We start from the raw sequence: 26,535 nt of genomic DNA on the forward strand, positions 1-26,535 counted from the left end.
ACACCCGCACCCTCCGAGACTCGCCGATGAGGATCGACGGCGATCGCAGACGTCCGCGCGAACCGCTCGGACCAGCGCAACCGCCGTGCCCACCTAGGACTTCCGCCCCCTAGTCCTGCCGCGTGGACGTCGCCAAGGCCGTATCAGGGCTCGGCCCGTCCGTGCCCTCGGCACACGTGTCGGATGCGGAGGCAACGCGTTCGAGCGCCTCGATGTCTTTCTCGATGACGCCGTACAGCAGATAGGCGAGCACGAAGCCGATGATGCCGCCCACGCACAGGATCCGGACCGCCCAGATAATGGATTCGATCTCCGCGCCCGGAAGGAAGGTTATGCCGGTCACGCCGACCAGCGGCACCGCGGCGGCCACGGTGAGGTAGAAACCGGTGCGCCCGGCGAGGCGGCCCAGATGGTCGATATCGGCGGCGTCGGACCGTCCGTGCACCAGGAAAACGGGATACAGGCACCGCACCACGTACCAGGTGACCGCGAAATACGGATACGCCACCGCGATTGCCCCGCACACGACCACTGCCAGCAAGGAATGCACGTACGTGCCGCGTGGAACGCCGCCGGCGATCAGGTTCAGCATCACCGGGATGATCACTCCGCAGAGCACCCAGAACACGAAGGCGATCCACACCGCCCGATTGCCGAGCCGCAGGGCATCGATGCGCGTCCGAGTGAGGGTCTTCTCGCTGTAGTTCCAACCCAGGCGCAAACCAATGGGTACGAGAATCAGGCGGCGTGACACGTAGAGAATCAGAATTCCGCCCACCGCAATAGCGAGCGGAATCAGCACCGACGCGACATAGTCGAAGGACCGCTGAGCTGCGGGCGTGAGCTTACTGATGATGAGCGTTTTGTTGTAGTAATAGTTGTACCCAGCCGCCACCACGTTCGGTATTCCGATCGCGATCGCGATCATCGGCAGCGGCCACAGTGGTCCGGTCGGCCGCCGGGAGCGCTGTGGCGGGTCGACCAGATCCCGGGCCCGGGGGTCGAGGCACAGCTCGAATTGCTGAGCCAGCTCCGCGCCATTGGCCCACCGATCATCCCGTCGTGGCGACAGGCAGGTCAGCAGCACGCGGCGCAGCGAGGCCGGGCAGTCGGCGGGCAGGTCGCCCAGGAATTCCTCCGCGATCGGGCGGCGGCGGAGCGCGAGTTCCTGCTCGACATAGTCCAACGAATCCTTCGCCTCGACCCGGGGGAACGGTCGCCGCCCGGTCAGTAGCTCCCACAACACGACGCCGAGGGCGTAGATGTCGCTGCGCGTGTCCAAGTCGCCGACCGTGCCGCGCAGCGCCGGGTGGCTCGCCGCGAGATGCTCGGGCGACATGTAGGCCAGGGAGCCGCCGAAGTACGCCACCGGACTGCTGCCCGCGAGGTGGTTGCTGAAACTGATGTTGAAATCGGCCAGCTTCGGCACACCGTCGGCGGAGAGCAGGATGTTCGCGGGCTTGATGTCGCGGTGCAGGACGCCCTGTCGCTCGGCGTAGTCCAGTGCCTCGGCGAGCCGGCGTCCGAGCCAGGCCACGGTCTCCGGCCACGACAGGGCGGCGATTTCCTCGCGCACCCGCAGGCCCGTGGTGCGGATCTCGCCCTTCTCCTCCAATGCCGCGTCGACGGCGTCCAGCAGCAACCGTCCACTGCGTTGCTCCGGCGGGGTCTCGCGGACACGTTTCAGCACCGCCGCCAGCGTTCCCCCCGGCAGGTACTGCATGTACAGAAGTTTCAGCCCGCGGTCCGGCAGCACCCGCTGGTCGTAGACCCGGACGATGTACTCGTGCTCCAACCGGGCGAGCGTCTGGGGTTCGATGCCGTGGTCCGTGGAAACCTTCACCGCCACCAGCCGCTGCATCGAGCGCTGCCGCGCCAGGAACACCCTGGCGAACGAGCCGTGGCCCAGCTCCAGCAGCAGATCGAAATCGTCGATCCGATCCCCCGGCTCGAGCTCGTCACTCGCGATCGGCGCGCTCGACCGATCACTCACCGCCCGATCGGCCAATGGATCGAAGGCAGCGGTGGCATCGCCGGTCGGCCGATCACCCATCGCACATCACCCCGAGCTGAAACCCCGAGCCATGATCGATTTTATCGCGCGGCGAGTTGGCAGAGCGCACCGTCAATTTCGCCGGCGCAGTTCTCACCCGATCGGTGACGAAACCGGTTCGAGCGGGCGATCCGACCGACCCCGCCCTTCGGATCGTCGTGGAGCCGAGGGGACCACCGCTGTGCACGGATTCGATGGAAATCCGAGAACCCGCCGACGGTGGACGAGCCGGGTCTCACGGCACAGGGCGATGTGAATGGCGCTGAATTGCACGGATTCCCGAGTCAGAAATCTGAATTACGTTGCAAGTCAGTGCAATACGGCTGCTTCCGACGGCGAGGCTCCGTTCACAACGGTCGCTGTCGCCGTCCGATGGGCTCCGGATCCGCCGCGGGAAGGGCTCCTCACCAGCCGGTTCGGGGGTGGAACGGGACTTGTCGGTGGGGTCACATACCTTGGGCGCATCGTGATCGACCGGGAGGGAGAACGATGGCCTCGAATCCGAGTGCCACGCCGGGTGAACCGGCTTGGGAAAGCGCTTCTGTGGTGCGGGTTTTGCCCGCTGTCGCGCCGCGGAAATTGAACAAGGTGCCGTTCGTGGAACTGGCCGACGGACGCCTGCAAGGGGTGGTGTCGAGTGGCTCCGATATCTCACGGGTGTACGTGGCATCGGTGACCGCGGGGACGCACGGGCTGAGCTGCAGCACCAACAACAACCGGCCGTGCGGTGGGTTGAATCAGGGGTGGGCCTGCAAGCATCTGGACGCGCTGATCGATGAAGCGGTGCTCCAGTACGGGCAGGATCGGGTGGCGCGGTTCCTGCGGGTCGAGGTCCCGGAGGGTTCTCGGCTTGCACACTGCCTCAATGGAACTCGCGATCCGGCTCCGGCCGCCGCGGTGTTCAGCCGGTTCCTGCGGCATCTGACCTACCTGGAGCTGCCGGGTAGCGCGACGCCGATTCCGGAGCTGCACTGGTTCCCGGCGGGGGTGGGTCGCTGATGCAGGCTGTACAACTGGCCGCACTGGCGGATGCGCCCACCGGCGTCGAGGCCGCTCTGGACGCGGTGAACGGCTTCGATTCCGCTCTGGTCAATGGCTTCGCCCGGGTTTCCGAACCGCAGAGCGCGGCGCTGGCGGCGCTGGCCGCGGCAGTGGCGGGTTCGCCTCTGGCCGAGGCGGTTTCGGCGGCGGTGTCGAAGGTGAGCACGGGGGCGATCGGCGCGGATGAGCTGTCGGCGCTGGCCGCCGCCCGGGCCGCCCTGCTGGGCGCGGTGCACGACGCACTGGTGGACCAGGCCGATACGGCCATGGGCCGCAATCGATCCGAGTGGGCGGCGTCGCCGGATGCGGCCGCACCGAGCCCGCTCGCGGCGGGTTCGCGCGCCTGGCTGGCCGAACTGGCCATCGCCGGATGGCGGGGCGTGGACCACGACCTGGTGGCGGCCGCGGATCAGACCGTGGAATCGCTGCTGGCCGAACCCGCGCTGCGGCGGCTGGCGATGCTGCTGGACGGCTTCACCGCCGAACTGGGCGCGTCCGCACCGATCGCCACCATGGACCGGGTACCCGCGCGACGCTGGGCCGATCTGTGGACGCGCGCCCTGCTGCTGTCCTGGCGCGGCGCGGAATCCGCTGCCACCGAGCCGGTTTCGGGTCGCCTGCTCCCGCTCGGCGTGGACCTGCACGAGCACGGGACCGCGGTACAGGCCCAGGTGCACGGCGTGCTCGAGATCGCGGGCGCACCGGCCCGCCGGGTGCGGGTGTCGGTGGCGGCGGCCAAGGTGGACACCATTGTGGGACCGGCGGTGTGGCAGCTGTTGAGCACCCATCGCCAGTTGCTGACCGCGCTGGCTGGGCACCGCGCGCTGGAGCTCACCGATATGCCGCTGACGGCGACCGGTGACCTGCTGTGGGATGACGATCGGGCGAAGGCCGGGGAGGCCGCCGATCCGTTCGTCACCGCCACCGTGCAGCTGCCGCAGGCACAGGCCCCGGCCGTCGCGCCGCTGGATCGCGATCCGGTGCACATCGCCGAACCGGTTGTGCTCGAGGGGTACCGGTTCCGTGACGGTGTACTGGAAATGGGTGAGCAGCGGATTCGGGTGGAGCTGGACGCGCTGCCGTCCGCCGGTCCGGTCACTCCGGCCGGCGTGACCGGTTCCGGCGCCATGATCGGATTGCTGCGCTGGGATGCGGGCGTCTGGTCGGTGCGGCCGCTGGCCGTGCAGCGCAAGGTCAAGGGCGCGCTCACCACCTTCCACAACGGTGATTGGGCGCTCGGCCCGACGGATCCGAAAGTCGCCAAGGCACAGGCCCGGTCGGGCGATGCCGTGGCAGTGCTGCGCGAGCGCGCGGGACGGTTGCTGCGCAAATGACGAATCATGAAACGCGACGCCAGATCCTGTACTGGCGTCTCCTGGCCGGTGTCTTCACCGGAGATCAGCAACCGACGCTGGAGCAGGCCGGCGCGGGCATCGTCGACGATCTGGGTTTGCCGCTGGCCGTGCTCGATCCGGGCATCTCCATCGACAATGTGGTGCAACGCTATCCGGAGATGCGGGCGGAGTTCGAAAGCCTCGACTTCTCCGAAACCGGTGACTCCGCGACCGAGGAAGCGGCAACCGAAGCCGCCGGGAACGAAACCGAAGCCGCCGCGCCCCAATCCATCGACGCGGCCGATGTCCGCACCGCCGCACTGGTTTCCAAGCTGCTGCTGAACGTGTTCGCCACCGGCTCCGGCCAGGTCAGCGCCACCCAGTTGGCAGGTTGGCAGTCCGATGCGAACTGGCTGCGGCGCTGCCTGGGCGAGGAGCAGGCCGGCGCCGTGCAAGGCGTGCTCACCGGTCTGGAAGGTGAGCTGGTGTCCCGCATGCGGCTGCGCGAGGTGCTCGCCGATCCGCACCTGGCCGCCCAGCTCACCCCGAGCATGTCGCTCATCGAACAACTGTTGCGCGACAAGCACAATCTGTCCGGCGTGGCCCTGGCCAATGCCAAACGCCTCATTCGTCGCTATATCGACGAGGTCGCCGAAGTGCTGCGCACCCAGGTGCAGCAGACCAGTGTGGGCACCGTCGACCGCTCGGTCCCGCCCAAGCGCATCCTGCGCAATCTGGATGTGGACCGGACCATCTGGAAGAACCTGCCCAACTGGAACCCCCGGGACGAGCGCCTCTACGTCGACCGGCTGTACTACCGCCAGACCGCCAAGCGCACCGTCCCCGCCCGCATGATCGTGGTGGTGGACCAGTCCGGTTCCATGGTCGACTCCATGGTGAACTGCACCATTCTGGCGTCGATATTCGCGGGCCTGCCCAAGGTCGATGTGCATCTCATCGCCTACGACACCCGCGCCCTGGATCTCACCCCGTGGGTGCACGACCCGTTCGAGGTGCTGTTGCGCACCAATCTCGGTGGCGGCAACGACGGCCCGGTCGCCATGGCCATGGCCCAGCCCAAGATCACCGACCCGAAGAACACCGTGCTGGTGTGGATTTCGGACTTCTACGAGTTCGATCGCTCCCAGCCGCTGTTCGAGGCCATGGAGGCGGTGCACCGCTCCGGGGTGAAGCTCATCCCGGTCGGCTCGGTGAACAGCTCCGGCCACCAGAGCGTCAACCCGTGGTTCCGCGAACGGTTCAAAAACCTTGGCACCCCGGTGATTTCCGGACGCATCCAGAAGCTCGTGCACGAACTCAAGAACTTTCTCGACTAGGAGACCTGCCATCATGAACGACGTTTTGCGCGCCCCCGCCGAGGTCAAGTACGCCGAGGAACTGGATTGGCTGGAGTCCATCGACGACGGCCCCAAGCCGTTCGCGTGGCGGCTGAGCCCGAAGATGGTACGGCTTTTCATTCTCGGCTCCGAACGCGCCGACGGATTGGACCGCGAGGTGGAGCAGAAGTGGTTCGGTGACCGCAGTTTCGTCGAGCGCAGCATCGTCACGCTGGCCTCGGACCGGGGTCTGCTGCTCATCGGCGATCCGGGTACCGGCAAGAGCTGGCTGGCCGAGCTGCTGTCCGCGGCCATCAGCCGCAATTCCACGCTGGTGGTGCAGGGCACCGCCGGCACCACCGAGGACCACATCAAGTACTCCTGGAACATCTCCATGGTCATCGCCAAGGGTCAGTCGCGGGAGTCGATGATCCCGTCCCCGATCATGACGGCCATGGAGCAGGGCGTGATCGGCCGCTTCGAGGAGCTGACCCGCTCCACCAGCGATGTGCAGGACGCGCTGATCTCCATCCTGTCGGAGAAGTACGTCTCGATCCCCGAACTCGATGACGACAATGTGGTGTTCGCGCAGCCGGGCTTCTCCATCATCGCCACCGCCAACAGCCGCGACCGCGGCGTGAACGACCTGTCCTCGGCACTCAAGCGGCGCTTCAACTTCGTGCGAATCCCGGTGGTTTCCAACAAGAAGAGCGAGGCGGAGATCGTGCGTTTCCGCACCGCGGAACTGCTGCGCCGCCATTCCATCGAGCTGGAACTGCCGCCCACGCTGCTGGACATCCTGCTGGAGAGCTTCGCCGATCTGCGCGCCGCCGCGGCGGCCGCCACCAGCGACGACGACAAGCTGGAGTCGGCACTGTCCACCGCCGAGCAGATCGGCGTGCTCGAGGACGCCATCCTGCACAGCCAGTTCTTCGGTGCGAAGGAACTGCGCGCGGAGACCCTCGCCGGTTCGCTGGTCGGGTCACTGGCCCGGCGCACGCCCGAGGACCTGGCGATTCTCAACAAGTACCTGCACGGCGTCGTCGAGCCCCGCACCAAGGACAAGAAGGGCGATGCCGCCTGGGGCGAATTCCTCGAGGGCGGCCGGGCGGCGATCGCGAGGCTGTCGTGAGCGAGCTTGCGAGCGAACCATCGACACAGCGCGCCGACGCGCACGGCGGAACCGAGCGCCAGCGAGGTGGAGCCGTGAGCGAGCTTGCGAGCGAACCATCGACACAGCGCGCCCACGCGCACGGCGGAACCGAGCGCCAGCGAGGTGCAGCCGTAAGCGTGTCCGACACCCGGCCCGCGCCGAATACCTTTGCCGCGCTGCGGGATCAGCTGGCGGACGCGGCCGTCGCGTTCGCCGGCGCACCCGGGGCGGCGGGCGACATCCTGGCGGGCATCGTCGACGATGTCGACCGGGCGCTGTCGGAGCGGCTGGAGATCTTCCCGGTCTGTCATCACTCGCCCGCCTCCGGTCTGGCCATGGTGCGACGGCTGCGCGAGAAGCAGCCGAGCGTCATCTACCTGGAATTGTGCGAGGACATGCGGCCGCTGCTGGACGAGCTGCGCAACTGCCGCCTGCCGATTGCGCTGCAGGCCTTCGCCACCGAGATCGAGGGCTTCCCCGCGGAATGGGCGCCGCTGTCCGTGGTCGCGCCCATCACCGAATCGTCGGCCGAGTACCAGGCCATCGCCTACTCGCTCGATACGCCGGGCGTCGAACTGGTACTGGTGGATCGGTCCACCGATCACGTCTTCCAGTGGGCTCCCGAGGCGGAGAAGTCGGAGACACCCGCCGACGGCGAGCAGCCCGAGGACGACGGCCTGCACGGCGGCGCGGTCGGCCTCGAAATCGGTGACCTGCGACCGCGTTTCGCCGAACTGGAAGAACATCTGCTGCACCACGGCAAGGTCCGGCACTGGTCGGAGTGGTGGGACCAGTACGTCGAGCAGCCCCTCGTGGACGCCGATTACGACACCTACCGTCAGGTCATGGTGATGATCGGCAGCCTGTTCCGGCGGCTGCGGCGCGGCAGCACCGTCGAGGACGAGGACCGCGAGCGGTACATGTGGACCCGCATGCGGGAACACCTGGCCGCCAACGAGATCGATCCGGCGCAGGCGTTGTACGTGTGTGGCGCGGCCCATGCGGCCAGCCCGGTCGAACAGTTCGGACTGGCTGCGTCGGAGCCGTTCGAGATCTCGCCGCGCTCGGCCACGAAATGGCACTACGGGCTGATCCCGTCCAGCCATTCCGCCATCGAGGCGCAGTTCGGGCTGGCCGGCGGCGCGGTCTCGATCGCGGCGGCCACCTGGGCGAAGGGATTGCGGCGCGGCAAACTGCAGTCGTTCCAGCTGGAGGGCCAGCAGGGAGCGAAGAAGCGCGCCAAGCAGCCGCCACTGCCATCGGAACCGGAAACCGCAGTGACGGACCGGCTTTCGGGCTTCCTGTCCCGGCCACCGGTCCTGGACCCGCTCGACGAGGCCGAACTCCTGGAATGGTCGGTGGATATCGTCCGGCTGGCCCGGCGCAACGGCTACCTGGCCAGCACCGCCGACGCCATCGCCATCTTCGAGACCTCGATCCTGTTGGCGGGCTTGCGCAATCGCGCCCGTCCGACGCCGTACGACTTCCAGGACGCGGCCGTCACCTGCCTCGAGAAGGACCGGGTGCCGGGGCGGCGGGATGTGCGGCGGCTGTGCGAGATCCTGCTCGGCGGCGACCGCATCGGCCAGGTCGGGTACGCGGCGCTGCCGCCGCTCGCCCGCGATGTGCTCGACCGGCTGGCACCGCTGGGTCTGGATCTGTCCAAGCGGACGCTGCAACGCGCACTGCTCGACCTGAAGACGAATCCCGACCTGCGCCCGTGCTCGGATCTGCTGTGGCTGCTGCGCAGGCTGCTGCCGCAGGACGCGCTGCGGCCCATCATGGGCTCGCGAGGACTGGGTGAGACCTCGATCCAGGAGAGCTGGGACGTCGGGCTCGGCAAACACCAGCGCTCACTGGTGGAGCTCGGCTACGAGGGTGTGTCGGTGGAGCAGGTGCTGGAGCAGCGCCTGCGGCGCGCGGTCGCCGCACCGGACGCGACCGCGGCCGTGGCGCTGGGTGCGGTCGAGGACGCGCTGGTGTATCTGCGATCGGTCCGGCTCGCCGATGAGCTGGGCCATCGCGCGGTCGAACTCCTCGCCGCCGAACGGACAGTGGACGACGCGCCCGTCGTGCTGCGGCGCATCCGCGTACTGCTCAACTACTTCCGCTCCACCGAGGACGGCTTGCCGGCCTGGTGCGAACGGTTCGTGACAGCCGGGTACGCGCACTACTGCACGCTGCTGCCCACCGCCTTCGCCGCCGAGGAGAGCGGGCCGGCGCAGGTGGCGGCCATGCTGGGCTTCCTGTTCGGGATGGAGAACCTGGCGCTGTCGCTGGGCTGCGATCACACCCAGCTGGAACTGGCGGTGCTGCAATCGCATCCGGAGGCGCCGGCCAAGGTGGCCCTGCTGTGGGCGGCGCGGTTCCAGCTCGGCCTGCTGACCATGGCCGAACTGCGCGCGCGGTGCGACGGGATGCTGGCCAATCCACTGGTGCTGCCGACGGTTCCGCAGTACGTGAGCGGTTTCGTGCAGGCCATCGACCCGGCTCCGGCACTGAAACCCTTTGTGGTGGAACTGTTGTCGAAGGCCTTCGGCACGCTGCCGGACGCGGTGCTACTGCCCTGGCTGCCGAAGTTGATCACCACCCTGAAGGATCAGGCGGGCGATCTGATCCCGGGACTGGTCCGGGAAGCGGGCCGCACCTTCCCCGGCGCGCTGCCCGCCGTGGACGCCTTCATCCCGCCCTGGTCGGTCGAATTCACCACGGCCGCACCGCCGGTGGTGGCCGCACCGCGCGGGCCGGTCACCGAACTGCTGGCCGCCCACCCTGCCGCCTGCGACGCGCTCAGCGGACTGCTCGGCATCGAGGGCGGCTGGCAGGAGGCCGGCCCGGCCGGAAACCACGAGGTAACCGGCCTGCTCGAGCGATTCCCCGACACCGCGACCGCGCTGGCCGGGCGGCTAGGAGTGGAGGCCGCGCGAAGCTGACGCGGGTCCGGCCGGCTCGCTCGTTCAACGGGCAGCCGGCCGGACAGTCATTCGCACCATGCATTGCTGGTCGGAGGCCCGCATCACAATTCATACGGTTCGGTATCGAATTCCTGCGCGTCTCGCGAAGGGCGCGAGAACACGTTACAGTCCGCCCGTGAAATATCTTGTGGGATGCGCAATGGCCCTGTCATTCGCGACGGGTTCACCGGTGGCGCAGGCGGATTCCGCACCGACCTGTACCGACACCCCGAACGCCTATACCGCCGGTTGGCAAACCGGCTGGGCTACGTATCAGGCCGCCCAGAAGAGTCCGTCGTCCGGCACGGCGACACGAACGGCCGATCTGCCGATCACTATCAACGCGCCACTCGCCAAGGTATGGACGGTGTACTCGAACCTGCGCAACGATATCGGACGGCATCCGTTCCTCCAGGACATCATCGTGCATCGCACCTGCACCGACGGCGTCACCGAGACCATCGATTTCACCGCGCTGGAGAACGTTCCCATGGGCTCGGTCGACTATCCCGCGAAAACCCAGGCGGAACAGCGCCTCTACCCGGCCGATCACTACTACCTCACCGACAGCTACGACTCGCCGGGCATCATCACCCATCAGAAGATCACCTTCGTCGACAACGGCAACGGCACCACGACAGTGAACGAGCACCTCACCTTCATCGCGAACCCGCTGCTCATCGGCTTCACCGCCGACAACGGCATCTCATCCCACCAGGCGTACCAGGCCGCCCTGAAACGCGACATCGAGAACGGCACCCTCTGAATGCGACAGGCCCGGTCCTGATGGACCGGGCCTTCTCGCATGAGCTGGGTTGCGCGGGTTCGGGCGCGCTCGCCCTCCGCGGTCAGACGATCGAGCCCATGCGATTCGAGACGCCGTCGCGAGCCCGGCGGCCCGCACGGACCGGGCGAGCGCCCTCCAGAAATTCACTGCCGAGCAGGCGATGCCGCAGCGACCGCGTGTCCTGGTTGGGATCGATTTCGAACTGCTCCCGCAGACGTTGCGCACACAGCGCGTACCACTGTTCCGCCTGCTGCAACTCCCCGCGCCGGGCGTGGATCGTCATCAGCCGGCGAAAAGCCGCCTCGTTCGCCGTGTCGATGGCCAATGTGCGGCGGCACGCGTCGGCCGCATCGGCGAGTTCTCCTGCCTCGAGCGCGTATTCGGCCAGCGTGTTCAATGCGCTCAGGATCATCGAACGCAGCCAGTGCCTGTGTTCGATCACCCAGCTGTCGGATTCGCCGTCGAGAAACTCGCCCGAGTAGAGTGCGGCGGCCCGTCGATAGAGGCCCAGTGCCTCCTCCCGCAGGCCCCGCGCGACGGCCTCACGTGCGGCCGCCGTATACCGCTCGAATTCTTGGCAATCGACGATCACGTCGTCACTCACGTCCATGATGTAACCGAAATCCCGGAACTCGATGTGCAGGTCTCGCCGCTCGGGTCCGAAGTGAGTATCCAACGTTCTGCGCAGGGCGTGCACCGTAACCTTCAACGACGTACTGGGCCCATCGATGCCCGGCCACAACAGCTCTCGCAGCCGCTCCTTACCCACGACGCTATTGCGGTTCACGAGCAACACTCCGAACAGCGATCGAGCCTTGCTCGCGCGCCACCGGACACAATCCGCACCGGAGTCCGAAATGGCGAACTCCCCCATCAGTTTGACATGGATCGCCCGTTCACCTGATGGCATCAATGAAACTCCTTGCGTCATAGGCGAACCGCAGAAATATTCAAATGCATTTCACCACAATCAATCTCGCATCCAATTTCCGCTGGCGGCTATGTTCGCACGGCCAACTTGCCTGCGCAAGTGGATGTTTCGTGAATCGACTCCAGTCGCGAGACTTCTTCGCGCGACCCACGAAACAGTAATGTTTCCTTCACGCCGCTACCTGGGCGATCGGGCGAATAATCATGTTCCGCTCATGTTTTGCCGCCACGCCGAGTCGTCTGCGATCATGATCCGGTGTCCGAGCTAGGGCGCCTCCGACGCGCACCTGTGCAGTCGCGCAGCAGGGAACGTGTCGAGCGCATCCTGGACGCGGCACGGGAACTCGTGGACGAGCACGGCATGGACGTCGTGACGACCCGCGCGATCGCCGAGCGCGCCGCCGTGCCGATCGCGACGCTCTACCAGTTCTTCGCCAATCGGGAGGCGGTGTTCCGCCAGCTACTCGACCGCGACATGGAACAGATCGACCAGCGGGTCGCGACGGAGATCGAAACGCTTCGCGCGGACAGCATCCCGCACGCGATCGACCTGTTCGCCGCCGTGCATCGCACCCACTTCCTGCGGCATCTCGAATTCGTCGCGCTCTACTTCACCTACGGCGACAGCGACGTGGTCCAGCTCCATCAGCGCCGTTGTGCGCACTCGTTCGGCCACCTGCTGCTGAAGTCCGGGGTGATGCCCGCACACACCGATCCCCGCGTGTTCGGGGTCGCGATCGCGATCGCCGAGGGCACCATCGAACACGCCTACCGGGACGTCCCCCGCAACGAGTGGGCGGTCAGCCAGGGCCGGCTGGTACTGCAGCTCTACCTCGAAAGCCATTGCGGCTGAGCTCGATCGCGCCCGCTGACCCCTAACCCGCTCCTAACCGCCCCTGGTTAGCGTCGCGCCATGTCCAGTTACCGCACGAGCAGCGTCCAGCCGGAAAGCCGACGTCGCTCAGATAGTTACTGCGTGTTTGGTTTTCCTCGAGGACTGCTCGAGCCTGGATTCACATACTCGGGGCGAGAACAGCGACGTTCGGGATTTGTCTCGCAGTAGCCGTGGCTACCAGCAGGATTCGGAAGACAACATGAACGCCAGTGTGATCGCCATGTTTCCCGGCCAGGGTTCCCAGCGCGAGGGCATGGCCGCCCACCTGATCCGGGAACATCCCGGCACGGCGGGGGTGGTATTCGAGCGCGCCGACGAGGTGCTGGGCCTGCCCCTGGGCAAGCTGTGCACCGAGGGTGACGCGGAACAGTTGCGGGCCACCGAGATCGCGCAACCCGCGATCCTGGCCACCTCCTTCGCAATCTTCGAGGTGCTGCGCGCCGAGGGCTTCTCCCCCGACATGGTGACCGGGCACAGCCTCGGCGAGTTCACCGCGCTGGTCGCGGCCGGGGTGCTGGACCTCGCCGACGCGTTGACCCTGGTGCGACGCCGGGGCGAGCTGATGGCCGGTATCGCCGCGGCGGTGCCGGGTGCCATGACGGCGGTGTCCGGGGTGCCCGCAGCGCGGATCGAGGAGATCTGCGCGGGAGTGGCCGGCGTGGTCGAACTCGCCAACTACAACGCTCCCGATCAGTCGGTCATCTCCGGCACGGCGGAGGCGGTGGACGCCGCCGCGGAACTACTGCGCGAGGAAGGCGCGGGCTCCCTGGTGGCGCTGCGGGTCGGAGCGCCGTTCCATTGCTCGCTCATGGCCTCGCTGGAGGAGCAGTTCGCGGCCGACCTGCAAGCCGCCGAATTCCGCGACCCCGCCATCGATGTCCTCAGTTCCGTTACCGCGCAGAATATTTCGAGTGGCAACGATGCCCGCGACCTACTGCGCCGACAGCTCACCGCCCCGGTCCGCTGGATCGAGGTGATGGGCACCGCCGCCGATCTCGGCTGCACCGACTACCTCGAGATCGGTCCCGGACGCGTCCTGTCCGGGCTCGCCAACCGCATGCTCGACGCGGCCACCGTGCGCAGCACCCAGGACGCCCGCCGCATCGCCGCGGCCATCGCCGCCTACGCCTGATCCGCCGAATCCGACCGATTTCCCGGCCGATCCCCACCCCTGTGGCGTCCGCGCCCCAGGGGACCCAACGGTGTCCCCACCACGAAGGAAGAGATAACCATGCCCGAAACCAGCACCGATTTCGCTCCCGCCGTCATCGACGCGATCGCCGACGCCCTGGGCATCGACCAGTCCGAGGTGACCCTCGACGCCACCCTCATCGACGAGCTCGGCGCGGAATCCATCGACCTGCTCGACATCCTGTTCCGCATCCACCGCGACACCGGCGTGAAGATCGCCGTCGCCGATGTCCAGGAGCTGCTGCAGGGTGGCATCCCCGATGACGAGTTCGGTGACGAGAACGAGATCGTCTCCGACATCGGCCTCGCACACCTGGAAAAGGTGCTGCCGCAGTTCGATCGGACCAAACTGAACGGCCCGCTGCGCGGTGAGCAGGTGCTCGGCCTCGTCACCGTGCGGAATCTGGTGGACCTGGTCGCCCAGCGCGCCGCCGCCGGTCCGGCCGACGCCGAAGCTGTCGCCTGATGTCCGGCGACTTCGCCGACCGGGTCGCGCTGGTCACCGGCGCGTCCCGGGGCATCGGGCGGGCCGTGGCCCTGACCCTGGCCGGTCGCGGCGCGGCCGTGGCCGTCAACTACCGCTCCCACAAGGACGAGGCCCTCGAGGTGGTCGCCGAGATCGAGCGCTCCGGCGGGCGCGCGGTCGCCATCGGGGCCGATGTCGCCGACGTCAGCGCGGCACGCGATCTGGTCGAGCAGACGCGAGAACAATTGGGCGGCTTGCACATTCTGGTCAACAACGCGGGCATCACTCGCGACGGCCTGTTGCACGACATGGATCCCGCCGTGTGGTGGGAGGTCATCCGGGTGAACCTGGGTGGCGCATTCAACTGCACCCATGCCGCGGCCGGGCACCTCATGGCCCAGGGCGAGGGCTCGATCGTGAACGTGTCGTCGATCATGGGCGAGAAGGGGCTCACCGGGCAGTCCAACTACTCCACCTCCAAGGGCGCGATGAACGCCTTCACGCTGGCCTGCGCGGTGGAGATGGCCCGGTTCGGGGTTCGCGTGAATGCCGTTCTGGGCGGGGTGATCCCGACCGATCTGATCGGTGACCTGCTGCAGCGCGACGGCGGGCGCGGGCGCACCCATGTCCCCATGCGCCGCTACGGGACCGTTCAACAGGTCGCCGAGGCGGTGGCCTACCTGGCGAGTCCGGCCGCCGACTACGTGACCGGCGAATTGCTGCGCGTGGACGGCGGACTGGCGGTACAGCTCAGCAATGGCCGCCTGGTCTCCCGCTGAATCGGAAAAGGAGTGACTGCCATGCGATTTCATCTCATCGACCGCATCGAGTCCTGGGAACCGTTGCAGCACATCACCGCTCGCAAACTCACCTCGGTCTACGAGAACGTCTGGCAGCCCTCCGCCACCGGCCCGGTGCTGCCCTTCGGCCTGGCGCTGGAGGCGCTGTGCCAGGCCGGGGCCTGGCTGGTGCTGCTGAGTTCGGCGCACACCCGCCGGGCCGCGCTGCTCACCGTGGGTGAGGTGACCGTGTACCGCGACGCGGTGCCCGGTGACGTGCTGCGCATGACCGCGCAGGTGGTGCACGCGACGCCGGAGGCGGCGGTGGTGGACGGCTGGATCGAGGTGGACGGCGAGCGAATCCTGTTCGCCCGCGACATCATGTGCGCCCTCATCGAGGCCGATCGGCTCGACGATCCGGTCGACACCGAACGGATGGCGCGCCAGCTGCTCGGCGAGGAGCTGGTCTGATGCGTGCCACGAACGCGGCGGGACTGCGGCGGGTGGCCGTGACGGGCGTGGGAGCGGTCACCCCCCTGGGCGTCGACGCGCCGACCACCTGGGCCGGAATGATGGCGGGCCGCAATGCCATCGGGAAATTGACCACCTTCGACTGCACCACCTTCCCGGTCCGGATCGCCGGGCTGGTGCCCGACTCCTTCGATCCGGCCACCGCCGTCCCGGCAGCCGCCGATCGGCGCTGGGTGTCACGGCCCGGGCTGTTCGGCCTCGCCGCGGCCGGCGAGGCCCTGCGGTCGGCGGGCCTCGACCCGCTCACCGAAACCCCCTACACACCGTCGGATCGCGGTGTCGCCATGGGCGCGAGCGTGGGCCGCCCGGATCTGAACCTGGTGCTGAAGGTATCCGAATTGCGCTCTCGCACCGGGCAACCCGATGCCTTCGTGCGGCCCGCGCCGTCGGCGACCCTGACCGGGAATCAGAACCTGGCGCTCAATGCCATGGTGCGGCTGATCGGCGCGACCGGGCCCATGGTGGGCATCCACACCGCCTGCGCCGGATCCGGGCACGCCCTCGGCGAGGCGTTCCGGCTGATCCAGGAGGGCGATGCCCGCATGATGGTGGCGGGCGGCTACGACTCGCTCACCACCTGGGCCGACATTCTCGGATTCGGTCTGCTGGGCGCGATGACCGACCGCCACAACGACAATCCCGCCCAGGCGTCCCGGCCCTTCGACGCCGACCGCAGCGGGTTCGTCATCGGCGAGGGCGCGGTGGCCTTCGTACTGGAGGACCTCGAGTCCGCGCTGGATCGCGGTGCGCCGATCCTGGGCGAGTTGCTCGGTTACGGGTCCACCATGAACGCCTGGCGCATCACCGACTCGCCACCGGACGGCTCGGGCGCGATCGAGGCCATGGAGTCCGCGCTCGGCGAATCCGGCTCGAGCACCGCTGATATCGACTACATCGCCGCGCACGGCACCAGCACGCCCGGCAATGACATCTCCGAGACCCGGGCGATCAAGAAGGTCTTCGGCGACGACGCGTACCGGCTGGTGGTGTCCTCCCCGAAATCCATGACCGGGCATCTCACCGCCGCCGCGGCGGCGCTCAATCTGCTGGCCGCGCTGGGCGCTCTCCGGGATTCGGTGGTGCCGCCCACCCTGAATCTCGACACCCCGGACCGGGCACTGGATCTCGACTACGTCCCCCATCGCGCGCGCTCCATGCCGGTGCGCGCGGCCATGATCAATGCCCTCGCGTTCGGCGGTTCCAATACCTGCCTCGTGGTGGGCACACCCCAGGAGCTGCCATGACCGCGTCCTACACCGTGCCCACCGCACTCCCGACGCCCGCCGAAGTCCCGGCCGCGGGTATCGGCACCCCGGGATTCGATCGAATCCTGGAGGTGAGTCCCGGAATTCGCGCCGAGGCCCTGCTGAACGTGACCGGCACCCTGCCGTTCTTCGACACCCATTTCCCGCGCCGCCCCATCCTGCCCGGCGTGCTGCTGACCGAGAGCATGATCGCGTTGGCCGTGCTCGCGGCCGGTGATCCGCTGCTGCGGCTGCGGGCCGCCGAGGGGCTGCGCTTCCGGCGCTTCGTGACGCCCGGTGACCAGGTGCGCATCACCGTCGAAACGGCCGGTGCCGGCGCGGATCCCGCCGAATCGCGGTGGAAGGCCACCGCTCGCGTGGGCGAGGTCACTGTCGCTGCCGTCCGCACCCTGCGCCTGGTCCGCGGGCCAGTCACGGAGGCGATTGGGAGTACTGCGGAGCCGAATCGGCGCACTGCGGAGCCGAATGGGCGCACCGCCGAGGCGAAGTCGTGAACGCGCGGCGGGTCATGATCACCGGGATCGGTCTGGTCACGGCGCTCGGCGAGGGTGCGGACGACACCTGGTCGGCGATCGTGGCCGGGCGCACCGCCATCGGCACCCTGCGCGCCTACGACCCGTCACCGCTGCGCACCCGGCTCGGCGCGGAGATCCCCGACTTCGATCCCAGCCGGTTCCTGTCGCTGCGCTCCATGCGCACCTCCACCCGCGGCGACCAGTACGGTGTCGCGGCGGCCACCCTCGCGCTGCGGGACGCGGGACTCGAGGAACGCGACCTCGGCCACCGCACCGGCCTGTATCTCGGTGGGAACAAGGACATCTGCCAGCGCGACGACTCGATCGCCGATATGGAGGCCATCCGCGGCGCGGACGGCGAACCGGACATGCGGCGGCTCGGGGAGCTGGCCCGCTCGATCGTGCCGCCGCTGGCGTACGTGGAGGGTTTGCAGAACGGCGGGACCTACCACATCTCCTCGCTGTTCGGCCTGCGCGGACCCAATGCCTTCTACGCGGGCGCGGCGGATTCCGGGGCGACCGCGATCGGGCGGGCCATGCGGGCGATCCGCCGGGGCGAGGCCGATATCGCGGTGGCGGGCGGGTACGACGACGCCACCAACTGGTGGGCCATGGCCAAGCTGGACGGGCTCGGGGTGCTCTCGCCGCGCAATGACCTGGGCGACAAGGCTTTTCGCCCGTTCGACAGGGAGCACAGCGGTTCGGTCATCGGTGACGGCGCGGCGATCCTGATCCTCGAGGAGCGTGATCGGGCACTGCGACGCGGCGCACGCTGTTATGCCGAGCTCGCGGGCTACGGCATGGGCAACGACTGTGTGCGCGTACCCGCCTCCGATCGGGACGGACGGGGACTGGCCCGCGCCATCTCGACAGCCCTGTCCGACGCCGGAGCATCGGCGGTGGACGCCGTGTTCTCCCACGGCTGCGCCACCGCGCTCGGCGATGCCGGCGAGGTGCGCGCCCTGCGCACCGCCCTCGGTCCCGAAGCCCACAGGGCCGCGGTGACCAGCGTCAAACCACAGACCGGTCACTTGGTGGGCGGAGCCGGTGCGCTCAATGCCGCGCTCGCGGGACTTGCCCTGGACTCCGGCGTCGTGCCCGCCACCGGCAACCACGAAACACCCGCGCCCGGCTGCGATCTCGACATCGTGTCCGGCGCCGCGCGCCAGGCGAATCCCAGGGTCGCGCTGGCCCTGGCCCGCGGCCTGGAGGGCCAGGCCGTGGCGCTCACCCTCACCGCATCGAACTGACCGACAGGAACTTCGGCCATGCACGAAACCCCTCATCCCGCGCCGCACCGGCGCATCGTCATCACCTCGCTCGGCGCGATCACCGCGCACGGCGTCGGCGCGGAGGAACTGTGGCAGCGGGTACGCGGCGGCGAGGTGGCCATTCGGCCGCTGCGCGAGCTCTCGGTGCCCGGACTCGCCGGAGCCATCGGCGGCGAGATCCTCGACCCGCCGCGGCCCAAATACGACTACCTCGCGCCGCTGGGTCTCACCGACCCGGAACCCGCCGTCGACTACGCGCTCATCGCGGCCGAGGAGGCCATGGCGGGCGCGGGTCTGGGCGTGCTCGAGGACGGCGCGCCACCACGACCGGACGCCCTGCCCGCGCACCGGTGGGGGGTGGCGTTCGGCAGCTGCAACGGCGGAATCCGCAGTGCCGAGAAGGCCGTGCGCCGCGCGGTCGCCGCCGGCCGGTCGGTCGACGCGGACGAGCTGGGTCTCGGTGACGACCGGCATCTGCTGCTGGTGCCGCCGCAATTCTGCGCGGAGGCGCTGAGCGCGGCCTTCGGCCTGAAAGGTCCTGTGCTGTCGGTGAATACCGCGTGCGCGTCCAGCGCTCACGCGCTGGCGCACGCGGTCGAACAGATCCGCGCGGGCCGAGCCGACGCCATGCTGGTGGGCGGCAGCGACGCGCTCACCGAGATGGCCTACTACGGATTCACCAGCGTCGAATCTCTGTCCGCGCGCCCGGCCCGGCCGTATTCCCGTGATCGCGACGGGCTTTCGCTCGGCGCGGGCGCGGGCATGATGGTGCTGGCGGCCGCCGAGGTGGCAATCGCGGCCGGTGCGCCGATCATCGCCGAGGTGCTCGGCTACGGCATGTCGGCCGACGGCTACCACGCCACGGCCCCGCATCCGCAGGGCGCGGGCGCGGCCCGGGCGATTCGCGCGGCCATAGACACCGCCGGTCTTGCGCCCGAGGACGTGCCCTACATCAACGGCCACGGCACCGGCACCCCGAAAAATGATGCGGCGGAGAGCAATGCGGTGCGGGCCGCATTGGGCGAGGCCGCGTCGACGGTGGTGCTCAGCAGTACCAAGTCCATGATCGGCCATCTGCTGGGTGCGGCCGGGGCGGTCGAGGCCATCGTGACCATCCTGGGGCTGCGCGATGAAATGGTCCCTCCGACAGCCGGTTTCGCCGAGACCGACCCGGCCTGCGGCCTGGACCCCGCACCCGCGGCGCGGGCGCTGCCCATGCGGGTCGCGGCGTCGAACAACTTCGCGTTCGCCGGAGCCAATGCCTGTGTCGTGTACGGCCGGCCCGGCACCGCCCGCACCGAGGTCGATCCTGTCGCCGCCGACGAGGTGGTCGTCACCGGAATCGGGGTGCTGATCGGCGGGGCATCCGATGCCGATCAACTCTGGGACGCCTGGACCGGTGACACCGTGACGACGGAGCCGCACCAGGGATTACGGCTCTCCCGGGTCGGCACCGACCCGGGCGCCGATATTCCGGCCAAGGCCCGCCGGCGTATGGACCGCCTCGGGCAGCTGGCGGTCGCGACCAGTCAGCAGGCGCTCGCCGCGGCCGGACTCACCGCCCACGAGGGCGTGGGTGTGGTCGTCGGCACCGGTATCGGGCCGATGAGCAGCATTTCCCGATTCTTCGAACCGACCGTGCTCGGCGGACCCACCCAGGGCAGCCCCGCCATCTTCCCCAACACCGTCTTCAATGCCGCCGCCGGACAGGTGGCCATGGCATTGGGGGCCAAGGGCCCGACCTCCACCCTGACCTCGGGCCACGCCGCCGGGGCCGCCGCCCTCGGGACCGCGTTCGACCTGCTGCGTGCCGGCCGCGCGGACGCCGTGCTGTGCACGGGCGCGGACGAGCTGTCCCCCTACGCCCTCGACGCGTACCGGGGCGCGGGGCTTTTCACCGGCCGCCACGGCCGGGATTTCCGGCTCGCCGAGGGTAGCGTCACCCTACTGCTGGAGCGGGCCTCGGTGGCGCGGCAGCGCGGAGTCACCCCGATCGCGGTGCTCGCCGGGTACGCGACCACCTCCGATGCCCTGGGCATCGCCCGGTGGGATCCGCGCGGCCGCGGGGTGGAACGGGCCATGCGCGACGCCCTGGCCGCGGCCGGGGTATCCCCCGCCGACCTCTCCGCCGTCTGGACCGCCGCGGCGGGGCTGCCCGTGGTGGACGGCCCGGAGCGGCGTGCCATCGACCGGCTGGGTCTCAGCGCGAATTGCGCCCGGCCCGAGCCGAAGCGGGTCCTGGGCGACCCCATCGGCGCGGGCGCTCAACTGGCCGCCGCGCTGGCCATCACCGCCTGGCAGCGCGGCGGCGACCACGGCCCGGTGCTGGTCAACGCTTCCTCGCTGGGCGGCACCCACACCAGTTTCGTGCTGCGGCATCCCGCCGCGGTCATCCACTCGTGAACGGAGACACCACATGCCGAATCCCGAACCACGTCACGTCTCGATCCTGGCCACGGGCTCGTTCCTGCCCGGCGACCCGATCGATAATGCCACCCTGGAGCGCCTGTGCGGCACGCTGCCCGCCGAGGTGCTCGACAATATCCAAGTACGCCGGCGGCATTGGATGATCGATCCCGCCACCGGCAAGCACTCCACCGGCACCAGCACCATGGCCACCACCGCCGCACGACGCGCCCTCGCCCGCGCGGACATCGATCCGGCGGACGTGGACCTGCTGGTGGTGTCCTCGGCCAGCCCCGAATACCAGCTGCCGGCGGTGGTCACCTACGTACAGGAACAGCTGGGACTGGCGCACTGCGCGTCCATCGAATTTCGTGCCGCCTGTACGGGTTTCGTGCAGGGACTGGACTACGCACGGCGCATGCTCGCGGACGGCACCTACCGCACCGCCGTGGTGATCGGCGCGGAGGCGATCTCCCCGCTGCTGGTCCCGATGTACCTGGGCATGGACCCGGAGTCGGTGCGCATGCGTGACCGGCTGGTCATCAACTCCTTCGGCGACGGGGCCGGGGCGGTCGTGCTGCGTGCCGGGGAACCGGGCAGCGCCGACCCGAAGGGCGAATTCCAGTTCGCCACCGCCTGTTTGGGCGGCGACCGCAAGCCCGGCATGCAGATCGTGGGCGGCGGCACCCACGAGCCCGTGGCCGATCAGGCCAAGCGCAAGCGCCTGGTGGAGATGAAGCTCGATGTGGCCGGAACCGCCACCTTCGGGCCGAAGGTCTTCGTGGCGGGCATGCGCGACATGCTGACCCGTACCGGGCTCACGGTGGCCGAGATCGACGCCTGCGTGCTGCCCGAGGGCAATGCCGACTACTTCACCGCCGAATTCGATGCCGCCGGAGTCTCTCCCGAGGACCAGGCGGTGCTGGCGAAGAACATCGTGGAGAACCTCGCCACCGTCGGCGCGACCGGCTCCGCCGCCGTGCCGCTGGCCCTCGACGAGGGCTGGGTACAGGGCCGCGTCCGGCCGGGCGACCAGGTGCTGCTGCTGGCCGTGGAGGCCAGCCGCTACCTGTACGCCGGCCTGTCGCTGCGCTGGGAAGCGCCCGCACCCGGTGAGGAGATCACGAATGTCCACGCCTGAGCCCGTTTTCACCCCCGAGGACAATGCCCGCGTCATCCGGCGCGTGTTCGACGAGTTCGTCAACGAGGGCGACTTCTCCGTGGTCGACCAGATCTACGCGCCGGACATGGTCGATCACCAGCCCCTGCCCGGCGCGCCGGAGGGCACCGAGGGCGTCAAGTACACCATCGCCGGTCTGCGCCAAGGCTTTCCGGACCTGCACGTCACCATCGAAGCGCTCAGCGCGCACGCCGACCACGTGGTCATCCACAACACCTGGCGCGGAACCTTCACCGGTGAGTTCCTGGGGATGGACCCCACGGGGGAACGGATCGAATTCCGCGGTGTCGTGGTGTGGCGGTTGGCGAACGGACTGATCGCCGAGCGCTGGGGCATCGGCGTCGAATCCTCCATGCTGGAGGCGCTGGGCCTGGGCTGGCTGATGTCCGGCGGGTTGGCCCGCAAGGGCCGACGCCGCGGCCGCGGGATGGATCTCGCGGATCTGGCGGCGGCCGCCGGCGCGCTGACCGCGACGGAACAGCCGTGACGACCCGGCCGCTCACCGTCCTCATCTCCGGCGGCGGAATCGGCGGCCTGGCCGCCGCACTCGCCCTGCGGGAGCGCGGCCTTCGCGTGCGGGTGTTCGAGCGGGCCACCGAACTGCGCGATGGCGGTGCCGGACTGCACATCTGGACCAATGGCACCATCGCATTGCAACGGCTGGGCGTTCTCGACGAGGTGCTGGAAACCGCGCCGATCCAGCACATCACCCACTTCGGCACCTGGCGCGGTGACCTTTTCGGCGCGTGGCCGGTCGGCGACTTCGTCGACCGGTACGGCGCTCCGACCATCGCGGTCGAACGCTCGGTGCTGCATCAGGTGCTCAGCGCGGCGGTGTCGGCGTATCCGGCCGACACCGAGATCCGCACGGGCGCTGGAGTTGTCGGCTTCGAGCAGGACGACGCCCGCGTCACCGTGGAGCTGTCCGACGGTGAGCGGGTGCGCGGCGACGTCCTCATCGGCGCGGACGGCATCAACGGCGCGGTGCGCCCCGGACTGCTCGGCAGGCGCCCGCCGAGCTACACCGGCTACATCGCCTGGCGCGGCAAAGCCGAACTGCGACACGAGAAGATCCCGCCGGGCACCTTCTACGCCCTGTTCGGTCCCGGTACCCGCTTCACCTTCTACGATGTCGCGCCCGGCGTCGTGCACTGGATGAGCGTCGCCAACGGCGCACCCGGCGGTCGCGATACGGGCGATGTCCGTGCGATGCTGCTCGAGCGCCATCGCGGTTGGATGCCGCCCATCGCGGACATCCTGGAAGCCACGCCGCCCGAGGCCATCATCCGCAGCGATGTCATGGACCGGCCGCCGGACCGGCGCTGGGGGTCCGGCCGGGTCAGCCTGCTCGGCGACGCCGCCCACCCGATCACCTTCAATATCGGCCAGGGCGCGTGCCAGGCGCTCGAGGATGCGCTGGTGCTAGCCGAGGAGCTGGGCACCACCGATCCGGTGAACGCGTTGCGCCGCTACGAGAAACAGCGCCGCGCCCGCACGGCCGGTTTGCAGCAGGTCGCCCACCGCATCGGCCGACTGGGCGCGCTGGAGAACCCCGTGCTCATTCGGCTGCGGGAACTCGGCATGCGCGCGGTGTGGCCGCGGCTGGTGTTCCGGATCGCCGAGCGCGACCAGATCGCCTACGCCACCCGCTGGCGTTCACCCGCGAAGTCACTGCCGGACAAAACTTTTCAACCAGACGGAGCATGACATGAAGCAAACCCAGACGGAGAGCGACTTCTTCGGCGACTTCGCCGAATCCTGGTGGGACGACGATTCCGCCATGAAGGGACTCACCTCCTTCCAGCGCCCGCGCTTCGAGTACTTCGATCGATTCGTCGAGGACTGGTCGGGCAAGAAGGTCCTCGACGTCGGCTGCGGCGGCGGCTTCACCACCGAGTTCCTCGCTGGACGCGGGGCCGTGGTGAGCGGGATGGACCCGTCGGCCCGCCTGGTGGCGGCCGCCCGCGCGCACGCCGAGGCGACCGGCAAGACCATCGAGTACGCGGTCGGGCGGGCCGAGAAGCTGCCGTATGCCGACGCCACCTTCGACGTCGTCACCTGCGTGGACGTGCTCGAGCACGTCGACGATCCGGCGCAGGCGGTCCGTGAGATCGCCCGCGTGCTGCGGCCCGGCGGAATCTTCTGCTACGACACCATCAATCGCACGCTCATGGCCCGGATCGTCATGATCTGGATCCCCGAGTACCTCACCGGCATGGTGGCCCGCGGCACCCACCATCACCACCAGTTCATCAAGCCCGCGGAGCTGCGCCGCCACCTCGACGCGGCGGGCCTGACACCGTTGGCGAAGCAGCGCGGGCTGACCATTCTCGGTAAGCGGCGCGACGGCAACCTGCTCATGTTCACCACCCCGGACCTGTCCTCCACCTACATCGGCGCGGCGGTGCGGTCGTGAAGGCGGTCTTCTACCGGCGCTACGGCGACGCGTCGGTCCTCGAATACGGCGAACTGCCGGTGCCCAAGATGGCGCTCGACGGGGTGTTGCTCGACGTCAAGGCGGCCTCGGTCAACCCGATCGACTGGAAGGCGCGCGAGGGCTATCTGGATCCCTTCGCCGACACCGTGTTCCCCATCGTCCCCGGTGCCGACGTATCCGGGGTGGTGCGCGAAATCGGCATCGGCGTCACCGAATTCGCCGTGGGCGACGAGGTCGTCGGCTGTGTCCGCGAGGACTACCTGAGCCGGGGCGCCTTCGCCGAGGTCATGCCCGCCCCGGTGCGAGCGCTCGCGCTCAAGCCGCCGAATCTGGGCTGGGCCGAGGCCGCCGCCATGCCGCTGGCCGCGCTCACCTCCTACCAGGCACTGGTGCGGGTGCTGGATGTGCGACGCGGCGAGACGGTGCTGGTGCACGGCGCGGCGGGCGGCGTCGGCAGCGTCGCGGTGCAGCTGGCGGTGCACCTGGGCGCGCGCGTGATCGGCACGGCCAGCGACCGCAATCACGCCTTCCTGCGCGAACTGGGCGTGGAGCCGGTGAATTACGCTGTGGGACTGTCGGATTCGGTGCGCGCGCTCGCGCCGGCCGGGGTCGATGTGCTGCTCGACGCAGTCGGCAAGCGCATTCAGCGCACGGTGCTGCCGCTGCTCGCGCCGCACGGCCGGTTCGCCTCGGTGGTCGATCCCAAGGCCCGCGAACTCGGCGGCGCATACGTGTTCACGCGACCCGACACCGGGGATCTGCCGGTGGTGGCCGCGCTCGCGGGCAAGGGCGTGTTCCGGGTGCCGGTCGGCGCGGTCTATCCGCTGCCCGACGCCGCGCAGGCGCACTTGCTCAGTCAGGGCGGGCATGCCCGCGGAAAGGTGGTGGTGGCCGTGGACGTGGCCGCCTGTGCGGAGGAAAGGCCTTACGATGAACGGTAATTCGATGCTCGCCCGCCGTACCCAGGCGATGGTGCGGCAGGCGGCGTGGTCCCAGGCACTGGCCCGCATCGCGATCGGCACCGGCATGCTCACCGCGCCCGCGGCCGTCGCGAAGTCCTGGTCCGGTGAGTACGACGAGGACGCCTCCTCCCTGCCGACCCGCGCGTTCGGCACCCGGGACGTGGTGATCGGGCTCGGCACCCTCTGGTCGCTGCGGCGCGGACATCCGGTGCGGCACTGGTTCGTCCTGGGCGTCGCACTCGAACTGGTGGATGCGACAGTGACGCTCAACAAGCGCGCACGCCTCGGCCGCACCGGGCCTCCGGACACCTGGGAGTTGCTCACCGCGGCCGGATTAGCGGGCGGAATTATGGTAGCCGCGGCCTTACGCGAGTAATACCCTACCGGCTCCGGTTATATCGGATCACAGCCCACACCGGGCGGGAACTGGCCATCGTGACAATCACAGTTCGGTGAAACCTGTTGTGCCGCAAGGTGCAACATACTATTCACGACACCTTGCGACGATAACTACGCCGAGGATTCTTCCCATGAATTATTTCTTACTGTCCGCCATCGGAATTTCAATTATGACGACAGCGGTTGTCTACGGGACGGATTTTTTCTGCGCCCTGGTGCTGCGTACGGCGCTGGCCCGCATCGACGACCGCGCGCTGACCGCCGCCACCGGCCGCATTCACGAGGTCGCCGACAAGCGCATGCCGATTCCCGGCGCCGTCGGCGTAGTCGCGGCGGTCGTCGCCACCGGGGCCGCCTTCCTGGACGGGAAGGCGGCCGCCGGCATTCTCGCGGCGGCGGCCGTGGTGGCCCTGGCCATCTGGCTCGGCATCTACGCGCGGGTCAGCGCGCCGGTCAACAAGGAACTCACCGCCGCGGTGTTGGCCGACCGGGTGCCGGTCGACGTCCGGGACATGCAGCGCACCTGGGACAGCGTCATCGTGGTCCGCGTGATCCTGCAGGGAATCGCCCTGGTCGCACTATTTCTCGCGGCGCTCTCGGTGTAATCGAGTGCACCGCACCACAACCCGCCCGCGCGTATGCGCACGAC

Annotated in this window: 24 protein-coding genes; 22 read left to right on the forward strand and 2 right to left on the reverse strand. The window is 68.9% G+C overall.

The genetic code is table 11. The features are described from left to right. Positions 1 to 109: 109 nt before the first annotated feature. The gene (locus tag ACQP1O_RS34375) at positions 110 to 2,053 is read right to left on the reverse strand and encodes a serine/threonine-protein kinase (protein WP_433562520.1); all 1,944 of its coding nucleotides are present in this window, start codon (positions 2,051 to 2,053) and stop codon (positions 110 to 112) included. Between the two features lie 597 nt (positions 2,054 to 2,650). Here ACQP1O_RS34375 and ACQP1O_RS34380 point away from each other — a divergent pair. The 6 genes from ACQP1O_RS34380 (at position 2,651) to ACQP1O_RS34405 (ending at position 10,638) form a co-directional block, all read left to right on the forward strand. After that, a complete protein-coding gene (locus tag ACQP1O_RS34380; RefSeq protein ID WP_433562521.1) occupies positions 2,651 to 3,052 on the forward strand; it encodes a hypothetical protein in 402 nt (133 codons plus the stop codon). Then, the gene (locus ACQP1O_RS34385; RefSeq protein WP_433562522.1) at positions 3,052 to 4,428 is read left to right on the forward strand and encodes a hypothetical protein; all 1,377 of its coding nucleotides are present in this window, start codon (positions 3,052 to 3,054) and stop codon (positions 4,426 to 4,428) included. The genes ACQP1O_RS34380 and ACQP1O_RS34385 overlap by 1 nt, the downstream gene beginning before the upstream one ends. After that, positions 4,425 to 5,765 carry a vWA domain-containing protein gene (locus ACQP1O_RS34390; RefSeq protein ID WP_433562523.1) on the forward strand — a complete coding sequence of 447 codons (1,341 nt, stop codon included), beginning with the start codon at positions 4,425 to 4,427 and terminating at the stop codon, positions 5,763 to 5,765. The genes ACQP1O_RS34385 and ACQP1O_RS34390 overlap by 4 nt, the downstream gene beginning before the upstream one ends. A 13-nt stretch (positions 5,766 to 5,778) precedes the next feature. Then, a complete protein-coding gene (locus tag ACQP1O_RS34395) occupies positions 5,779 to 6,897 on the forward strand; it encodes an ATP-binding protein (protein WP_354835976.1) in 1,119 nt (372 codons plus the stop codon). A gap of 158 nt (positions 6,898 to 7,055) precedes the next feature. Further along, positions 7,056 to 9,851 (forward strand): DUF5682 family protein, encoded by a 2,796-nt coding sequence (locus ACQP1O_RS34400; protein WP_433562524.1) that lies wholly within the window; start codon positions 7,056 to 7,058, stop codon positions 9,849 to 9,851. A gap of 157 nt (positions 9,852 to 10,008) precedes the next feature. Further along, positions 10,009 to 10,638: a hypothetical protein gene (locus tag ACQP1O_RS34405; RefSeq protein ID WP_433562525.1), complete on the forward strand. Its 630-nt coding sequence runs from the start codon at positions 10,009 to 10,011 to the stop codon at positions 10,636 to 10,638. Between the two features lie 82 nt (positions 10,639 to 10,720). Here ACQP1O_RS34405 and ACQP1O_RS34410 read toward each other — a convergent pair whose 3' ends face one another. After that, positions 10,721 to 11,590 (reverse strand): AfsR/SARP family transcriptional regulator, encoded by an 870-nt coding sequence (locus ACQP1O_RS34410; protein ID WP_433562526.1) that lies wholly within the window; start codon positions 11,588 to 11,590, stop codon positions 10,721 to 10,723. 255 nt (positions 11,591 to 11,845) lie between these two features. Between ACQP1O_RS34410 and ACQP1O_RS34415 the strand changes: the two genes are divergently transcribed. The 16 genes from ACQP1O_RS34415 to ACQP1O_RS34490 all read left to right on the forward strand — a co-directional run bounded on the left by ACQP1O_RS34415 (position 11,846) and on the right by ACQP1O_RS34490 (position 26,491). Continuing rightward, a complete protein-coding gene (locus tag ACQP1O_RS34415) occupies positions 11,846 to 12,442 on the forward strand; it encodes a TetR/AcrR family transcriptional regulator (RefSeq protein ID WP_433562527.1) in 597 nt (198 codons plus the stop codon). A 241-nt stretch (positions 12,443 to 12,683) separates the two neighbouring features. Next, positions 12,684 to 13,616, forward strand: coding sequence for an ACP S-malonyltransferase (gene fabD / locus ACQP1O_RS34420; RefSeq protein ID WP_433562528.1), 933 nt, complete (start codon positions 12,684 to 12,686; stop codon positions 13,614 to 13,616). Positions 13,617 to 13,715: 99 nt separating this feature from the next. Next, positions 13,716 to 14,141, forward strand: a complete 426-nt coding sequence (locus ACQP1O_RS34425; RefSeq protein WP_354840754.1) for an acyl carrier protein — start codon at positions 13,716 to 13,718, stop codon at positions 14,139 to 14,141. Continuing rightward, entirely contained in the window at positions 14,141 to 14,920 is a 780-nt protein-coding gene (locus ACQP1O_RS34430) for an SDR family NAD(P)-dependent oxidoreductase (RefSeq protein WP_433562529.1), read from the forward strand. The genes ACQP1O_RS34425 and ACQP1O_RS34430 overlap by 1 nt, the downstream gene beginning before the upstream one ends. Before the next feature lie 21 nt (positions 14,921 to 14,941). Next, complete coding sequence (locus ACQP1O_RS34435; protein WP_433562530.1) at positions 14,942 to 15,391, forward strand: hypothetical protein; 450 nt, start codon at positions 14,942 to 14,944, stop codon at positions 15,389 to 15,391. After that, positions 15,391 to 16,695, forward strand: a complete 1,305-nt coding sequence (locus ACQP1O_RS34440; RefSeq protein WP_433562531.1) for a beta-ketoacyl-[acyl-carrier-protein] synthase family protein — start codon at positions 15,391 to 15,393, stop codon at positions 16,693 to 16,695. The genes ACQP1O_RS34435 and ACQP1O_RS34440 overlap by 1 nt, the downstream gene beginning before the upstream one ends. Then, a complete protein-coding gene (locus ACQP1O_RS34445) occupies positions 16,692 to 17,210 on the forward strand; it encodes a 3-hydroxyacyl-ACP dehydratase FabZ family protein (RefSeq protein WP_433562532.1) in 519 nt (172 codons plus the stop codon). Before ACQP1O_RS34440 ends, ACQP1O_RS34445 begins: the two co-directional genes overlap by 4 nt. Next, entirely contained in the window at positions 17,207 to 18,481 is a 1,275-nt protein-coding gene (locus ACQP1O_RS34450; protein WP_433562533.1) for a beta-ketoacyl-[acyl-carrier-protein] synthase family protein, read from the forward strand. Before ACQP1O_RS34445 ends, ACQP1O_RS34450 begins: the two co-directional genes overlap by 4 nt. An 18-nt stretch (positions 18,482 to 18,499) precedes the next feature. After that, the gene (locus ACQP1O_RS34455) at positions 18,500 to 20,905 is read left to right on the forward strand and encodes a beta-ketoacyl synthase N-terminal-like domain-containing protein (RefSeq protein WP_433562534.1); all 2,406 of its coding nucleotides are present in this window, start codon (positions 18,500 to 18,502) and stop codon (positions 20,903 to 20,905) included. 13 nt (positions 20,906 to 20,918) lie between these two features. Continuing rightward, the gene (locus ACQP1O_RS34460) at positions 20,919 to 22,049 is read left to right on the forward strand and encodes a 3-oxoacyl-[acyl-carrier-protein] synthase III C-terminal domain-containing protein (RefSeq protein ID WP_433562535.1); all 1,131 of its coding nucleotides are present in this window, start codon (positions 20,919 to 20,921) and stop codon (positions 22,047 to 22,049) included. Next, positions 22,036 to 22,575, forward strand: coding sequence for an ester cyclase (locus tag ACQP1O_RS34465; protein WP_433562536.1), 540 nt, complete (start codon positions 22,036 to 22,038; stop codon positions 22,573 to 22,575). The genes ACQP1O_RS34460 and ACQP1O_RS34465 overlap by 14 nt, the downstream gene beginning before the upstream one ends. Further along, positions 22,572 to 23,795 (forward strand): FAD-dependent oxidoreductase, encoded by a 1,224-nt coding sequence (locus ACQP1O_RS34470; RefSeq protein WP_433562537.1) that lies wholly within the window; start codon positions 22,572 to 22,574, stop codon positions 23,793 to 23,795. Before ACQP1O_RS34465 ends, ACQP1O_RS34470 begins: the two co-directional genes overlap by 4 nt. Before the next feature lies 1 nt (position 23,796). Beyond that, a complete protein-coding gene (gene ubiG / locus ACQP1O_RS34475; RefSeq protein ID WP_433562538.1) occupies positions 23,797 to 24,504 on the forward strand; it encodes a bifunctional 2-polyprenyl-6-hydroxyphenol methylase/3-demethylubiquinol 3-O-methyltransferase UbiG in 708 nt (235 codons plus the stop codon). Further along, the gene (locus tag ACQP1O_RS34480; RefSeq protein ID WP_433562539.1) at positions 24,501 to 25,466 is read left to right on the forward strand and encodes an NADP-dependent oxidoreductase; all 966 of its coding nucleotides are present in this window, start codon (positions 24,501 to 24,503) and stop codon (positions 25,464 to 25,466) included. Before ubiG ends, ACQP1O_RS34480 begins: the two co-directional genes overlap by 4 nt. Beyond that, entirely contained in the window at positions 25,456 to 25,863 is a 408-nt protein-coding gene (locus tag ACQP1O_RS34485) for a hypothetical protein (protein ID WP_433562540.1), read from the forward strand. Before ACQP1O_RS34480 ends, ACQP1O_RS34485 begins: the two co-directional genes overlap by 11 nt. A 193-nt stretch (positions 25,864 to 26,056) precedes the next feature. Beyond that, positions 26,057 to 26,491: a DUF1772 domain-containing protein gene (locus ACQP1O_RS34490; RefSeq protein ID WP_433562541.1), complete on the forward strand. Its 435-nt coding sequence runs from the start codon at positions 26,057 to 26,059 to the stop codon at positions 26,489 to 26,491. The last annotated feature ends 44 nt before the right edge of the window (positions 26,492 to 26,535 follow it).

It is taken from the genome of Nocardia sp. CA-151230, assembly GCF_050942175.1.
Taxonomy (GTDB): Bacteria; Actinomycetota; Actinomycetes; order Mycobacteriales; family Mycobacteriaceae; genus Nocardia.

Coding starts and splice junctions, on each gene's coding strand:
- ACQP1O_RS34375 (WP_433562520.1), bottom strand. CDS start 2,053: ATGGGTGATCGGCCGACCGGCGATGCCACCGCTGCCTTCGATCCATTG.
- ACQP1O_RS34385 (WP_433562522.1), top strand. CDS start 3,052: ATGCAGGCTGTACAACTGGCCGCACTGGCGGATGCGCCCACCGGCGTC.
- ACQP1O_RS34390 (WP_433562523.1), top strand. CDS start 4,425: ATGACGAATCATGAAACGCGACGCCAGATCCTGTACTGGCGTCTCCTG.
- ACQP1O_RS34395 (WP_354835976.1), top strand. CDS start 5,779: ATGAACGACGTTTTGCGCGCCCCCGCCGAGGTCAAGTACGCCGAGGAA.
- ACQP1O_RS34410 (WP_433562526.1), bottom strand. CDS start 11,590: ATGACGCAAGGAGTTTCATTGATGCCATCAGGTGAACGGGCGATCCAT.
- fabD (WP_433562528.1), top strand. CDS start 12,684: ATGAACGCCAGTGTGATCGCCATGTTTCCCGGCCAGGGTTCCCAGCGC.
- ACQP1O_RS34425 (WP_354840754.1), top strand. CDS start 13,716: ATGCCCGAAACCAGCACCGATTTCGCTCCCGCCGTCATCGACGCGATC.
- ACQP1O_RS34430 (WP_433562529.1), top strand. CDS start 14,141: ATGTCCGGCGACTTCGCCGACCGGGTCGCGCTGGTCACCGGCGCGTCC.
- ACQP1O_RS34435 (WP_433562530.1), top strand. CDS start 14,942: ATGCGATTTCATCTCATCGACCGCATCGAGTCCTGGGAACCGTTGCAG.
- ACQP1O_RS34440 (WP_433562531.1), top strand. CDS start 15,391: ATGCGTGCCACGAACGCGGCGGGACTGCGGCGGGTGGCCGTGACGGGC.
- ACQP1O_RS34445 (WP_433562532.1), top strand. CDS start 16,692: ATGACCGCGTCCTACACCGTGCCCACCGCACTCCCGACGCCCGCCGAA.
- ACQP1O_RS34455 (WP_433562534.1), top strand. CDS start 18,500: ATGCACGAAACCCCTCATCCCGCGCCGCACCGGCGCATCGTCATCACC.
- ACQP1O_RS34460 (WP_433562535.1), top strand. CDS start 20,919: ATGCCGAATCCCGAACCACGTCACGTCTCGATCCTGGCCACGGGCTCG.
- ACQP1O_RS34465 (WP_433562536.1), top strand. CDS start 22,036: ATGTCCACGCCTGAGCCCGTTTTCACCCCCGAGGACAATGCCCGCGTC.
- ubiG (WP_433562538.1), top strand. CDS start 23,797: ATGAAGCAAACCCAGACGGAGAGCGACTTCTTCGGCGACTTCGCCGAA.
- ACQP1O_RS34485 (WP_433562540.1), top strand. CDS start 25,456: ATGAACGGTAATTCGATGCTCGCCCGCCGTACCCAGGCGATGGTGCGG.
- ACQP1O_RS34490 (WP_433562541.1), top strand. CDS start 26,057: ATGACGACAGCGGTTGTCTACGGGACGGATTTTTTCTGCGCCCTGGTG.